This window comes from Methylobacterium sp. A52T (assembly GCF_053346095.1).
Map to the genome: position 1 here is coordinate 1 of NZ_JBKFBI010000025.1, position 12,937 is coordinate 12,937.

A 12,937-nucleotide genomic window follows, 5' to 3' on the forward strand; every position below is an offset into this window, starting at 1 on the left:
CGCCGGCCCGGCCGGCACCCTGGGCGCCGCCCATGGCGCCGTTGCCGCCGGCGTTGCCGCCCGCGCTGCCGCTCATGCCGCCGCGCTCCGCGCCGCCCGTCCGGCCGCCCTCGGCGCCGGCCTTCATGCCGCCCTGCTGGCCGCCGCGGTCCGACGCGTTGCGGATGCCGTCCTGCTGGCCGCCGCGCATGTCGCTGTTGCGCATGCCGTCGTTCTTGCCCTCCTGCTGACGGGACGCCTTGTCCATCCCGCGATCCTGGCCGCGGTCGTTCCGGTCCATCCGGCCGTCGTTGCGGCCCTCGTTCCGCGACGCGTTGCGGATGCCGTCGCGCTCGCCGCGGTTGTCGAAGCGCGCGCCGGCGCGCTGCTCGGAGCGGAAGCTCGCGCTGACCGCACCGCCGCCGCTCAGGCGCCGGTACTCGGCGGAGCCGTAGCGCACCCGCTGGCCGCGGATCGTCACGAAGCGGTCCTCCTGGACGGAGACGAGGCGGCGGTACTCGGGGGAGCCGTACACCACGCGCTGGCCGCGGATGACGACGTAGCGCTCGCGCGGGCCGGTCTCGCGGACGCTGACCAGGCGGCGGTACTCGGGCGAACCGTAGAGCACGCGCTGGCCGCGGATCACGACGTAGCGGGCGCGCGGGCCGCGGTTCTCGGTGACGATCAGGCGGCGGTACTCCGGCGAGCCGTACACGACCCGGCGGCCGCCGATGAACACGTAGCGGCCCTCGCGGCGGAAGCCGCCCTCGACCCGCTCGGACCGGACATCCGTGCGGCTCACGTCGGTCCGGCCGCGGAAATCGGCCCGGTCGGCGCGACGGTCACCGCGGCGGTCGCCGCGATCGGCACGCGCGCCGTCGCGATCCCCGCGCTCGGCGCGGTCGGCGCGATCACCGCGACGGTCGCCCCGCTCGGCGCCGGCCCGGTCCTTGTCCTGAGCCATGCGATCCTGGGCCATGCGATCCTGACCCGTGCGGCCCTCGCCGCCGGCCTCGCGGCCCTGCGCGGACCGGCCTGCCTCCGCACCGGAGCGCTCGGACGCCGCCTGGCGGCCGCCCTTCATGTCACCCTGCATGCCACCTTGGGCGCCGCCCTGCATGCCGCCGCGCTCGCCGCCGCCGGCCTTCATGCCGGACTCGGCGCCACCCTGACCGCCGCGACCGCCCATACCGGCGCCGCGATCGGCGCCACCCTGCTGGGCGTAGGCCGAGGTGCTGATCAGCAGCGCGGCCAATCCGATCGATAATTTCCGCATGGCGTACCCTCCAATGTTGAATCTGCGACGCAACGTCAAAGGTCGCGAAACGGTTCAGCCTGGAGGGCTCAAAAATTTACGCAACGAATACCGATCTTCGTGCGTTTCGCGCGGAAAAGCTTGGCCGTAGACGCGGACATGCTGGTCCGCAGGCCCGCTGTCCTGCGCTCTACTGGCCGGGCTGTCCGGCGATCTCGGCCTCGACCTCCTGAGGGTCGAGGTCGTAGCGCCGGGAGCAGAACTCGCAGGTGATGACGATGCGCCCGTCATCCGCCACCATCTCGTGCCGCTCCTGCGGCGAGAACGAGCGGATCATGCCCATCACGCGCTCCCGCGAGCAGCGGCATGTCTCCTGGACCGGCTGACGGTCGAACACCCGCACGCCGCGCTCGTGGAACAGCCGGTAAAGCAGCCGCTCGCTGGACACGTGCGGATCGACCAGCTCGTGATCCTCGATGGTCGCCACCAGCGAGCGGGCCTCGACCCAGGCATCGTCCTCCGGCGCCTCCCCCGAGAGATGCGCGTGGCCCTCCGGGATGTCGCCCGGGGGCAGGTCGGCGAGGCGCGCCCGGTCCACCGACTGGGGCAGGAACTGCACGAGGAGGCCGCCGGCCCGCCAGCGCCCGGCCCCCTCCTCCACGGCCTCGGCCACGGCGAGGCGCACCTGGGTGGGGATCTGCTCCGACTGGCGGAAATACTGGTGCGCGGCCTCCTCCAGGCTCTGGCCCTCGAGGGCGACGACGCCCTGGTAGCGGCTCGCGGCGGTGCCCTGGTCGATGGTCATGGCGAGATGGCCGGTGCCGATCAGCTCGGCATCCTTGAGCGGCCCGGTGCCGAGGGCGGCGACCCGCTCCGGCTCGAACCGCGCGGTGGCGCGCAGCCGGTCCGGGGCCTCGAAATCGACCACGATCATCGCGACCGGACCGTCGGTCTTGGTCTGGAGCTGGAACCGGCCCTCGAACTTGAGCGAGGAGCCGAGCAGCACCGTCAGCGCCGCCGCCTCGCCGAGGAGGCGCGCCACCGGGTCCGGGTAGCCGTGGCGGCGCAGGATCGTGTCCACGGCGGGACCGAGCCGGACGACGCGCCCGCGCACGTCCAGCGCCTCGACGGCGAAGGGCAGGACGGCGTCGTCCGCGCCGGCATGGCCGTTGCCGGCATTCTGGGGCTGGGATGGCGACTGGGGGTGCGACTGCGTTCCTGAGGTCATGCCCTCTCCGATCGATGCGTCCGGCGGCGCGTGCCGGCAAAGCGGGGATCCGTCCTCCCGGGGGCCGGGCGGTGTGAGGCGATGACCTTGGCGGAGCGATCGGATCCCTCACCCCGTCCAGCCCGGAGCGGGAGCGGCGGCGCAGCGCGCTCCGTTCGTCGCCGGGATGCCGCCTTCCGGCGGCCGTGATGGGGAGACGGGCAGCACGGGCCGCCCGCTCACGCCTATATGGTGCGCCGACCCCGCGAGCGCGAGGCCGGACGCTGTGACGGCGGGATCAGAGCCCGTTGGCGCCGAGGCACCAGGCCAGGATGCCCTTCTGCGCGTGCAGGCGGTTCTCGGCCTCGTCGAACACCACGGAGCGCGGGCCGTCCATCACCTCGGCCGTCACCTCCTCGCCGCGGTGGGCCGGGAGGCAGTGCATGAAGATCGCGCCCGGATTCGCCGCCGCCATCAGCTTGTCGTTGACCTGATAGGGGCTGAGCAGGTTGTGGCGGTGCGCCTCGTCGTCGTCGCCCATCGACACCCAGCAATCGGTGACCACGGCATCGACGCCGTCGACGGCCGCGAAGGCGTCGGTGGTGACGTGGATGTCGGCGCCCTCCTGCTGCGCCCAGGCGAGGAGCGCCGGCGGCGGCGCGAGCTCCGGCGGGCTCGCGATGTTCAGGGTGAAGTCGAACCGGGCGGCGGCGTGGACCCAGCTCGCCAGCACGTTGTTCGCGTCGCCCGACCACGCGACCTTGCGGCCGCGGATCGGCCCGCGATGCTCCTCGAAGGTCAGCACGTCGGCCATGATCTGGCACGGGTGCGAGACCTTGGTCAGGGCGTTGATCACCGGGACGGTGGCGTACTCGGCCAGCTCCAGCATCTGACCGTGGTCGAGGATGCGGATCATGATCGCGTCGACGAAGCGCGAGAGCACCTGCGCTGTGTCGCCGATGGTCTCGCCGCGGCCGAGCTGCATCTCGGAGCCGGTGAGCATCAGGGTCTCGCCGCCGAGCTCGCGCATCGCCACGTCGAAGGAGACGCGGGTGCGGGTCGAGGGCCGGTCGAACACCATGGCGAGGGTCTTGCCGGTGAGCGGGCGCTCGGCCGCCAGCTCGCCCTTGCGGCGGCGCGCCTTGATGGCGGCGCTGGCATCGAGGACCCGGCGCAGCTCCGCACCGGAGAAATCCTTGAGGTCGAGGAAATGACGAGGGCCGGCACCGTTCAGGTGCCTGGCCGGGGCCTGTGCCCGGCCGTCAATCTGGGCTTTCATCGCGTCACAATCACTAGAGTCTGCTCACCGATCACCTGATCATGAACCGCACTCTACCTCCTGGCAGGGGCATCTCCGTCACGCGCGGCGGGATCGACCGCGCCCGGAAATGCTTCGGGCCGCCCTCCGGGGTCCGGGGGGCGGTGTTCTCAATCGCGCGGATCGATCCTACTCGGCCGCGCCGCGCACGGCCTCGAAGCCGGACGCCGCCGCGTCCAGGCGGCGGACCGCCTCGTCGATCTCGGCCTCGCCGATGGTCAGCGGCGGCAGCAGGCGGACGATGTTGTCGCCCGCCGGGATCACCAGCAGATGCGCGTCCCGCGCGGCGGCGGCGAAGTCGGTGTTCGGCACGCCGAGCTTGAGGCCGAGCATCAGTCCCTCGCCGCGGATCTCCTGGATCACGTGCGGGTGGCGGTCGCGCAGGGCCGCGAGCTTCTGCTTGAGCAGCAGCCCGGAGCGGGCGACGCGCGCGAGGAAGCCCTCCTCCAGCACGACGTCCAGCACGGCGTTGCCCACCGCCATGGCGAGCGGGTTGCCGCCGAAGGTGGTGCCGTGCGTGCCGGCGGTCATGCCGCGGGCGGCCTCGCGGGTCGCGAGGCAGGCGCCCAGCGGGAAGCCGCCGCCGATGCCCTTGGCGACGCTCATGATGTCCGGGGTGATGCCGGACCATTCGTGCGCGAACAGCCGGCCGGTGCGGCCGACGCCGGTCTGGACCTCGTCCATGATCAGCAGGAGGCCGTTGGCGTCGCAGATCTCGCGCAGCCGGCGCAGGTCCGCGTGGGGGATCTCCCGCACGCCGCCCTCGCCCTGGATCGGCTCGATCATCAGCGCCGCCGTCTCCGGCCCGATCACCGCCTCCAGCGCCGCCCAGTCGCCGGCCGGGACCTGGTCGAAGCCCTCGACCTTCGGACCGAAGCCCTCGATGTACTTCTGCTGCCCGCCGGCCGCGAGCGTCGCCAGCGTCCGCCCGTGGAAGGCGCCCGCGAAGGTGACGATCCGGTAGCGCTCCGGCTGCCCGCCGGCCGCGTGGTACTTGCGGGCGATCTTGATCGCCGCCTCGTTCGCCTCGGCGCCCGAGTTGCAGAAGAACACCACGTCCGCGAAGGTCGCGTCGACGAGGCGCTGCCCGAGGCGCTCGCCGCCCGGGATCTGGAACAGGTTGGAGGTGTGCCAGATCTTGCCCGCCTGCTCGGTCAGCGCGCCGACGAGGTGCGGGTGCGCGTGGCCGAGGCCGTTCACCGCGATGCCGGCGCCGAAGTCGAGATATCGCTCCCCGCCCTCCGTCACGAGCCAGGCGCCCTCGCCGCGCTCGAAGGCGAGCGGCGCGCGGACGTAGGTCGGCAGAAGGGCTGACGTCACGGGTCCCATCTCCGTTTCACGCAGGATCCCGGAGCGAGCGTTGAGCCGGCTCCAAATGAAAGTGCCGCCTCAGTCCTGGGCGGCACGCGCGCGATTACTATGAAAGAGCCGGCGCCTGTCAACGTTTCAGTGCCCGGCGGGCCCGACGGGCAGCCCTGCGCGCGGCACCGATAGAGCCGATCCTGACGGCGAATCTGCGGCGGTCCCGTCCCCGATCGCCGGAGAATCGCGGGGCCGCGATCCCGGCCTTCGCGGCGGCGGCCCTTGCGCCGCGGGGGGCGGCCGTGCTCCTGCTCCCGCGGATTCGCAGGAACCTGGGAGAACCCGATGAGCTCGATCAAGGAACGCCTGGCGGCGCTGGGCCTGACGCTGCCGAAGGCGGCGGCGCCGGTCGCCAACTACGTGCCGTTCGTGCGCGCCGGCAACCTCGTGGTGATCTCCGGCCAGGTCTGCTTCGGCGCGGACGGCGCCATCGCGGCCGAGCACAAGGGCAAGGTCGGCGGCAACGTCTCGGCCGAGGCCGGGAAGGCGGCCGCCCGCCTGTGCGCGCTCAACGTCCTCGCCCAGCTCGAGGCCGCGGTGGGCGACCTCGACCGCGCGGTGGTCCAGTGCGTGCGGCTCGGCGGCTTCATCAACGCGGCGCCGGGCTTCTCGGCCGTGGCCGGGGTGATGAACGGCGCCTCCGACCTGATGGTCGAGCTGCTCGGCGACCGCGGGCGCCACGCGCGCTCCACCGTCGGCGTGGCCGAGCTGCCCCTCGACGCCGCCGTCGAGGTCGAGGCGATGTTCGAGGTCCGCTGACGGTGGCCGCCCCCGACTGGCTCACCGCGCGGCCGATCGCCCATCGCGGCCTGCACGACCGCGCGGCGGGCCGGCCGGAGAACACGCTGGCGGCGGCCCGGGCGGCCGTCGCGGGCGGCTTCGCCATCGAGTGCGACGTCCAGCTCAGCGCCGACGGCGAGGCGATGGTCTTCCACGACGCCGCGCTCGGGCGCCTGACCGGGGCGAGCGCGGCTCTGGCCGACCGGTCGGCGGCCGAGCTCGGGACGCTCGCCGTCGCCGGGTCCGCGGAGACGATCCCGACGCTGCCGGCCTTCCTGGCGGCGGTGGCCGGGGCGGTGCCGGTGGTGATCGAGGTGAAGTCCCGCTACGACGGCGACCTGCGGCTCGCGACCCGCACCGCCGAGATCGCCGCGGCCTATGACGGGCCGGTGGCGCTGAAATCCTTCGACCCGCAGGTGGTCGCGGCCCTGCGCGACCTCTGCCCCGCCGCGATCCCGCGGGGCATCGTGGCGGAGACGACGCAGGACGACCCGGTCTACGCGGCCCTGACCCCCTCGCTGCGCCGGTCCCTCTCCGACCTGCTGCACCTCGCCGAGACGCGGCCCGACTTCCTGTCCTGGCGGGTGGACGACCTGCCCTGCGCGCCGACCTACCTCTGCCGGCTGCTCGGTCAGGTCCCCGTCATGACCTGGACGGTCCGGAATGCGGAGCAGCGCGCCCGCGCGGCCGCGCACGCGGACCAGATGGTGTTCGAGGGCTTCGTCCCGTAAATTTTCCTACGCCCTTTCCGATTCTGTCCGACCAAGATCGCCATGACCGCTTCGAGTGACGCGCGCGCACGCTTCGCGCGGCTCTGCGGGGGCCTCGCCCTCGCCGCGACCCTGCTCTCCCCGGCGCCCGCTTCGGCGGCCGACCCGTGTGAGGGCACGACCCAGGCGGATCTCAACGCCTGCGCGGCTGCCGATTACCGGGCCGCCGACACGGCGCTGAACGCCGTCTACGGGCAGCTGATGAAGAAGATCGGCCCGAAGACGAAGGACGCCCTGCGGGGCGCCCAGAAGGCCTGGCTGTCGTACCGGGACGCGACCTGCTTCCTCGAGACCATGGGCCTCGACGGGGGCTCGGCCTACGCGATGGAGTACAACGGCTGCCTGAAGGGGCTGACCGACGCGCGGCTCAAGGTCCTGAAGGGGTATCTCGACTGCAAGGCGGACGACGTGTCCTGCGTCGGCCGCCTCGGCGAGTGAGCGCGCGCCGCGACGGCGCCGTCCGGTTCGGAGCGCGCGCGTCGCCGCGCGCCGTCCCGGAGGCCGCGCGAAAGCGCGGGGGGGTGACGTCGGCGGCCGTCTGACAACGCTGCCATGGTCGCCGCGCGCATCCGCCCGCTTGCCCCCGGCCGGTCAGGGGCTAGAGTCCGGCCCATGAAGCAAGCACCCGGGCCGACGCCGGAGACCGCCGCACTGACCGTGCGGGCGCTTCCCGGATTGAAGGAGATCGGCGCGGCGGAATGGGATGCCTGCGCCTTCTCGCCCGAGACCCTGGCGGCGGGTGACGAGACCCACAACCCTTTCCTGTCGCACGCTTTCCTGTCGGCGCTGGAGGATTCGGGCTGCGTCTCGCGCAGGACCGGCTGGCTTCCGCTTCACGTCTCGGTCGAGCGCGACGGCGTCCGCCTCGGCGTCGCGCCCTGCTACCTGAAATCGCACAGCCAGGGCGAGTACGTCTTCGACCACGGCTGGGCCGACGCCTACGAGCGGGCCGGTGGCGCCTATTACCCCAAGCTCCAGGTCAGCGTGCCGTTCACGCCGGTGACTGGCCCGCGCTTCCTGATCGCCCCGGGAGCCGATCCCGACGAGGCCACGGCCGGCCTCGTCGCGGGCCTGCGGGCGCTGCGGGGCGAGACCAAGGCCTCCTCGATCCACGTCACCTTCATGCGCGAGGCGGAGTGGGAGCGGGCCGGCGCGGCCGGCTTCCTGCAGCGCACCGACCAGCAGTTCCACTGGCAGAACGACGGCTACGCGACCTTCGACGACTTCCTGTCCGCCCTCGCCTCCCGCAAGCGCAAGACCATCCGCAAGGAGCGCCGCGACGCCCTGGCGCCGGGCATCACCGTGGAGCACCTGACCGGCGCGGCCATCACCGAGGCCCACTGGGACGCGTTCTACGCCTTCTACATGGACACGGGCTCGCGGAAGTGGGGGCGGCCCTACCTCAACCGCCGGTTCTTCTCGCTCCTGTCCGAGCGCATGGCCGACCGGGTGCTCCTCGTGATGGCGAAGCGCGGGGACGCCTACATCGCGGGCGCGATCAACCTCATCGGCGACACCGCGCTCTACGGGCGCAACTGGGGCTGCATCGAGGATCACCCCTTCCTGCATTTCGAGATCTGCTACTACCAAGCGATCGACTTCGCGATCGCCCGGGGCCTGAAGCGGGTCGAGGCGGGTGCCCAGGGCGAGCACAAGCTCGCCCGCGGCTACCGGCCGGTGCTGATGCACTCCGCCCACGACATCGCCGACCCGGCGCTGCGCCGCGCGGTGGCCGATTACTTGCAGCGGGAGCGCGCCCACGTCGCCGAGGCGGTCGACGTCCTCGACACGCTGACGCCGTTCCGGCGCGCGGACGCGGGCGACGCCTGCGCGGGCGCGACACCGTCCCGAACCGCGTCGTCCTCCACCTCCCCCCCCGAGAGTTCCGAGTCATGAGCCCGATCGACCGCATCAAGACCTACGCCGACGAACTGACGGCCCTGCGCCGCGACCTGCACGCCCATCCGGAGCTCGGCTTCGAGGAGGTCCGGACGGCCGGCATCGTGGCCGACCTCCTCGAGACGTTCGGCTGCGAGGTGCATCGCGGCGTCGGCGGCACCGGGGTGGTGGGCCTGCTCAAGGGCCGCACCGACAACGGCAAGCGCATCGGCCTGCGCGCCGACATGGACGCCCTGCCCATCGAGGAGGAGACCAACCTCCCCTATCGCTCGACCTACGCGGGCAAGATGCACGCCTGCGGCCATGACGGCCACACGACCATGCTGGTCGGCGCGGCGCGCTACCTCGCCGAGACCCGCGATTTCGACGGCACCGCGGTGTTCGTGTTCCAGCCGGCCGAGGAGGGCCGCGGCGGCGCCCGGGCCATGCTGAAGGACGGCCTGTTCGAGCGCTTCCCCTGCGACGAGATCTATGGCCTGCACAACCAGCCCGGCGGCGGCCACGGCATGATCAAGCTGCGGCCGGGGCCGATCATGGCGGCGGCGGACTTCTTCGACATCCACATCCGCGGCAAGGGCATCCACGCCGCCCAGCCGCACCGGGGCGTCGACCCGATCATCATCGCCACCGGCCTCGCCCAGGCGCTCCAGTCGATCGTGTCGCGCAACGCCGACCCGCTGAAGTCCATCGTCCTGTCGATCACCCGGATCGAGGCGGGCTCCGCCTACAACGTGATCCCCGAGACGGCCCATCTCGCCGGCACGATCCGCACCTTCGACAAGGAGATCCGGGCGCTCGCCGGAACCCGCATGCGCGAGCTGGCGGCCGGCTTCGGCGCGGCCTACGGCGCCGAGGTCACGGTCGACCTGCAGGACGTGTTCTCCGTCCTGGAGAACGCCCCCGCGCAGGCCGCCGCCGCCACGGAGGTCGCCACCGAGCTCCTGGGCGCCGACAAGGTCGAGTCGAACGTCGTGCCCAAGATGGGCAGCGAGGACTTCGCCGACATGACCATGGCGGTCCCCGGCGCCTATGTCTGGCTCGGCGCCAATCCGGGGCCCGGCCTGCACAATGCCGGCTACAACTTCGACGACTCGATCATCCCGATCGGCAGCGCCTTCCTGGCGCGGATGGTCGAGCGCCGCACCGCGGCCTGACGCCGGGCCGTCCCCGCCCTCTGGGACTTTCCGGATGGCGGGCGATGTCGCCGCGCGAGCCCGTCCGGCCGTCGACAGCGCGGCCGGCCGGTGCGAATCCTGACGGAACTCGCCCGCGAGCCAACGCGGGCCGCGATGGGAGGGCGCCATGTCACCGGAGATGCGGGAATCGCGCGCGGCGCTCATCCTGCTCGCCGCCTCGGTCGGGGCGGTCCTGATTTTCGGCGCCTTCACGCTGCTCACGCAGCTCGGCTGAGGCGCGACCGCGAATGCAACCTGAACGGGTCGATCCCGGACCCGACCGGCGCGGTCCGGCTGCCCGACGATCGGGATTCCGCCGTCCGCGCAGGGGAATGCCGTTGATGCGTGACGGGCTATCGAGTTGAGTTAACTGCTCATTAATTCCATCAGCGGTTGTATGTCTCCGACGAAGGCGGGCACGGTGCGCGCTGGAACCGGAGTTCGCCCATGATGGCCGACGCAATCCAGGGTCCCCGCCCTCGGCCGGTCGACCTCTCGGCCGCCCTCGACGCCTCCGGGATCATCGGCGCGTGGTCGTGGTCGCCGCGCGCCGAGCGGGCCGTCCTCGATGCCGGCGCCGCCGAGGTGCTGGCCGGGGATCCCGGGCTCGCCGGACGCCCCCTCCCGCTCTCGGTCGCCAAGGCCTGCGTCCACCCCGAGGATCGGCCGGCCGTGGTGCGGCAGTTCAAGGCTCTGCGCGAGCGCGGCGGCCTGTTCGTTGCCGAGTACCGGACGCTGTCGCCCTCTGGGCAGGTCCGCCGGATCCTCGATCGCGGCCGGATCCCGCCGGGCGCGTCGAGCCGGCGCCTCGGGCACGGGGTCATCATCGACGTGACCGACGAGCCGCCGGCGACGCGCGCGATGGCCGAGCCCGCGGACGCGCTCACCCAGGCGGTCGACCGCGCGCTCGAATGCCGCGACGCCCTGGAGGGGGTGGCGGATTCCGAGCTTCAACTCCTGATCGACATGCTGCTGCTGCACCTCGGACGGCGCATCGCCAAGGCCTCGACGACCGGCGCGCACCGCGGCGGCCACTGAGCGGGGCTGCCGCGTCCTGTCGGGGCTCTGCCGGGCCGTCCGGCCCGACTCACTGCACCAGCACGGCCTGGTTGCAGAGGGTGCCGTCGACCTCGAGGTCGGCGTAGCCCAGACGCAGGCCGAGGCTGCGCAGGACGGTGTCGAGCACGAGGTCGACACCCGGCGTCACGGTGCCCAGGGCGGTCGTCAGGGTGGACTGGATCAGCGGCGGCACGCCGACGTCGCCGACGCTCAGCACGAGATTGCGCAGCAGGCTGCCGGTGAGCGACTGGGTCAGGTTGCCCGAGGCGACCGTGCGCACCGTGTGGTTGGCGATGTCCGCGTCCGAGAACACGAGGGTCTGCGACCCGGTGCCGAGCGTCGCCAGGGCGCGCCCGGAGACGGTGATCCCCAACAGGGGCAGCGTGATCAGGGGCGCGGGCTGCGACAGGTCGGGGCTCGCGCTGCCCCCGTTGATCGCGGTGCGCGGCACCTGCGCGATCGCCAGCGTCGCCAGTCCCGTCTGCGCGTCGAGGGTGACCTTGCGTCCGCCGGACCCGGCGCAGCTGAGCGACCGCAGGGTCGCCTGCGCCGGTGCCACCTCCGCGTAGACCGGCAGGGTGATGGTTCCGAGCCCGAGCGCCGTGACGGTGGTCTCGATCAGCAGCCGGGTCTGCGCCGTCTGCACGGTGGCGTTCCGGCTGCCCGGCCGGACCCAGCCCGAGCTGCGCTTGCGCTCTCCGATCGCCAGGGTCAGGCGGGTCGAGAGCAGGCCGGGCACCGTGGCCCCGAGATCGATCGCCACCTGATTCTGGCCGTTCGCCAGAGAGGCGGCCGCGCCCAGCAGATTCAGCACGTTGAGCGAGGGGCCGGCGAAGCCCCGCGGCGGCGCCAGCGCGGCGGCGTCGCCGAGCCCGTCCACCTGGCCGATCGCGACGAGGTTTCCGGCATTCGGCAGGGCGTTGAGGATCCCCGACAGGGCCGACACCGCGCTGCCGTTGTCCGCCGCGGCGACCCGGAGCGCCATCAGCATCTGACCGACGCTGGCATTCGCCTGAACGATGTCGGTGTAGTTCGCGGCCTGCATGTTGAGGCTCGCCCCGAGGGCGTCGAGGACGCGCAGCCCGTCGACGCGGGCGCTGGCCAGGGCATCGTAGTCGCTGACGCTGAGCGACAGCTTGGCCCCGAGCAGCGCGCCGAGCAGGGCGTTGGCGATGCCGCCGTCGAGCTTCAGGGTGCCGGACCCGATCGTGAAGGCGGCGAATTGCGCGCTCGCGGCGGTGCCGGTCACACGCAGCGGCACCGCGGCGGGCAGGCCGATCGCCCGGCCGAAGGTCACCGGGACCGAGGTCGAGAGGCCGACCCGCACCGCGTTCGCCGGGCTGCCGCCGGCGCTGAACCGGCCGCCCGGGGCGACGTCCTTGGTGCTCGCGTCGTAGCTGCCAGGCGCGACTGTGGCGGTCGCCGCGCCGTAGCCGTTGTCGCCGAGGGACCGGCGCGCGACCGTGTCGGCCTGGCTCGGATCGACGGCCGCCAGCATGGCGGCGATGTCCACCGCCCCCTGCGCCTTGCGCCGCGCCTGGAAGACCAGGCCGAGATCGATCCCGACCGCGCCCGCCCCCATCAGCATCGCGCTGCCGAGCGCCACCAGGATCGCGACGTTGCCGCCGCGCGCGGCCCCGAAGCGGCGCAGGCGCCCGCCCCGGCCGGTCACAGGCCGCCCTTCCGGACGCTGACGGTGCTGCGCAGCACGGTCGGGAGCATCGGCAGCAGGCGCGCGAAGGCGTTGATGCCGAGCGTGTTGGCGTCGAGGGTGACGGTGACCGTGTACACCGTCGCGTCGCTGGGATCCGGCCCGACCTGCACGACGATGCTGCCCGGCCGGAACATCGCGCCGGCGCTCAGGCTCCGGTTCACCATGGACTGGGCGAGGTTCGCGCGCTCGGCATCCGTGACGCCGGCCACGGAGGCGCGGGCCGCCTCGGCGGCGATCTGGCGGAGGTTGTGGGCGGCGCCGAGGCAGATCCCGAGCACCGCGATCCCGGCGAAGAGCAGGAACAGCACCGGCGCCACGAGGGCGAACTCCACCGCGGAGCTGCCGCGCCGGCAGGTCCACCCGTTCGGCGCGCTCCGCCGGCGCAAGCGCCGCATGCCCATCGCATCGCCCTCCGCGAC

The 12,937-nt window shown here is 72.9% G+C and carries 12 protein-coding genes; 6 read left to right on the forward strand and 6 right to left on the reverse strand.

The window, feature by feature from the left end; translation table 11 throughout:
• From ACLBYE_RS08740 to ACLBYE_RS08755, 4 genes are all read right to left on the reverse strand, one after another.
• Window positions 1-1,255, reverse strand: a 1,255-nt coding sequence (locus ACLBYE_RS08740; RefSeq protein WP_447693859.1) for a hypothetical protein, incomplete at its 3' end; no start/stop codon positions are given.
• 169 nt (window positions 1,256-1,424) lie between these two features.
• A complete protein-coding gene (locus ACLBYE_RS08745; protein WP_447693860.1) occupies window positions 1,425-2,462 on the reverse strand; it encodes an Hsp33 family molecular chaperone in 1,038 nt (345 codons plus the stop codon).
• Between the two features lie 277 nt (window positions 2,463-2,739).
• Complete coding sequence (gene argF / locus ACLBYE_RS08750; protein WP_447693861.1) at window positions 2,740-3,720, reverse strand: ornithine carbamoyltransferase; 981 nt, start codon at window positions 3,718-3,720, stop codon at window positions 2,740-2,742.
• Between the two features lie 168 nt (window positions 3,721-3,888).
• Window positions 3,889-5,079, reverse strand: coding sequence for an aspartate aminotransferase family protein (locus ACLBYE_RS08755; protein ID WP_026605084.1), 1,191 nt, complete (start codon window positions 5,077-5,079; stop codon window positions 3,889-3,891).
• A gap of 327 nt (window positions 5,080-5,406) precedes the next feature.
• On the opposite strand from ACLBYE_RS08755, the gene ACLBYE_RS08760 reads away from it, so the two are divergent.
• The 6 genes from ACLBYE_RS08760 (at window position 5,407) to ACLBYE_RS08785 (ending at window position 10,783) form a co-directional block, all read left to right on the forward strand.
• On the forward strand, window positions 5,407-5,880 hold the full coding sequence (locus tag ACLBYE_RS08760) for a RidA family protein (RefSeq protein WP_116656185.1): 474 nt from the start codon (window positions 5,407-5,409) through the stop codon (window positions 5,878-5,880).
• Between the two features lie 2 nt (window positions 5,881-5,882).
• On the forward strand, window positions 5,883-6,632 hold the full coding sequence (locus ACLBYE_RS08765) for a glycerophosphodiester phosphodiesterase family protein (RefSeq protein ID WP_447693862.1): 750 nt from the start codon (window positions 5,883-5,885) through the stop codon (window positions 6,630-6,632).
• A 42-nt stretch (window positions 6,633-6,674) separates the two neighbouring features.
• Window positions 6,675-7,109, forward strand: a complete 435-nt coding sequence (locus ACLBYE_RS08770) for a lysozyme inhibitor LprI family protein (protein WP_447693863.1) — start codon at window positions 6,675-6,677, stop codon at window positions 7,107-7,109.
• A 174-nt stretch (window positions 7,110-7,283) separates the two neighbouring features.
• A complete protein-coding gene (locus ACLBYE_RS08775; RefSeq protein ID WP_447693864.1) occupies window positions 7,284-8,567 on the forward strand; it encodes a GNAT family N-acetyltransferase in 1,284 nt (427 codons plus the stop codon).
• Window positions 8,564-9,724 (forward strand): M20 aminoacylase family protein, encoded by a 1,161-nt coding sequence (locus tag ACLBYE_RS08780; RefSeq protein WP_056534002.1) that lies wholly within the window; start codon window positions 8,564-8,566, stop codon window positions 9,722-9,724. Before ACLBYE_RS08775 ends, ACLBYE_RS08780 begins: the two co-directional genes overlap by 4 nt.
• A 468-nt stretch (window positions 9,725-10,192) precedes the next feature.
• A complete protein-coding gene (locus tag ACLBYE_RS08785) occupies window positions 10,193-10,783 on the forward strand; it encodes a PAS domain-containing protein (RefSeq protein ID WP_447693865.1) in 591 nt (196 codons plus the stop codon).
• A 49-nt stretch (window positions 10,784-10,832) separates the two neighbouring features.
• Here the strand turns inward: ACLBYE_RS08785 and ACLBYE_RS08790 are convergent, their stop codons facing one another.
• Both ACLBYE_RS08790 and ACLBYE_RS08795 read right to left on the reverse strand, forming a co-directional pair.
• Window positions 10,833-12,476, reverse strand: a complete 1,644-nt coding sequence (locus ACLBYE_RS08790; protein ID WP_447693866.1) for a TadG family pilus assembly protein — start codon at window positions 12,474-12,476, stop codon at window positions 10,833-10,835.
• Window positions 12,473-12,913 carry a TadE/TadG family type IV pilus assembly protein gene (locus ACLBYE_RS08795; protein WP_447693867.1) on the reverse strand — a complete coding sequence of 147 codons (441 nt, stop codon included), beginning with the start codon at window positions 12,911-12,913 and terminating at the stop codon, window positions 12,473-12,475. Before ACLBYE_RS08795 ends, ACLBYE_RS08790 begins: the two co-directional genes overlap by 4 nt.
• Between the last annotated feature and the right edge of the window lie 24 nt (window positions 12,914-12,937).

What these genes read in the sequence shown, in the direction of transcription:
- ACLBYE_RS08745 (WP_447693860.1), bottom strand. Translation starts at nt 2,462, where the DNA reads ATGACCTCAGGAACGCAGTCGCACCCCCAGTCGCCATCCCAGCCCCAG.
- argF (WP_447693861.1), bottom strand. Translation starts at nt 3,720, where the DNA reads ATGAAAGCCCAGATTGACGGCCGGGCACAGGCCCCGGCCAGGCACCTG.
- ACLBYE_RS08760 (WP_116656185.1), top strand. Translation starts at nt 5,407, where the DNA reads ATGAGCTCGATCAAGGAACGCCTGGCGGCGCTGGGCCTGACGCTGCCG.
- ACLBYE_RS08770 (WP_447693863.1), top strand. Translation starts at nt 6,675, where the DNA reads ATGACCGCTTCGAGTGACGCGCGCGCACGCTTCGCGCGGCTCTGCGGG.
- ACLBYE_RS08775 (WP_447693864.1), top strand. Translation starts at nt 7,284, where the DNA reads ATGAAGCAAGCACCCGGGCCGACGCCGGAGACCGCCGCACTGACCGTG.
- ACLBYE_RS08780 (WP_056534002.1), top strand. Translation starts at nt 8,564, where the DNA reads ATGAGCCCGATCGACCGCATCAAGACCTACGCCGACGAACTGACGGCC.
- ACLBYE_RS08785 (WP_447693865.1), top strand. Translation starts at nt 10,193, where the DNA reads ATGATGGCCGACGCAATCCAGGGTCCCCGCCCTCGGCCGGTCGACCTC.
- ACLBYE_RS08795 (WP_447693867.1), bottom strand. Translation starts at nt 12,913, where the DNA reads ATGCGGCGCTTGCGCCGGCGGAGCGCGCCGAACGGGTGGACCTGCCGG.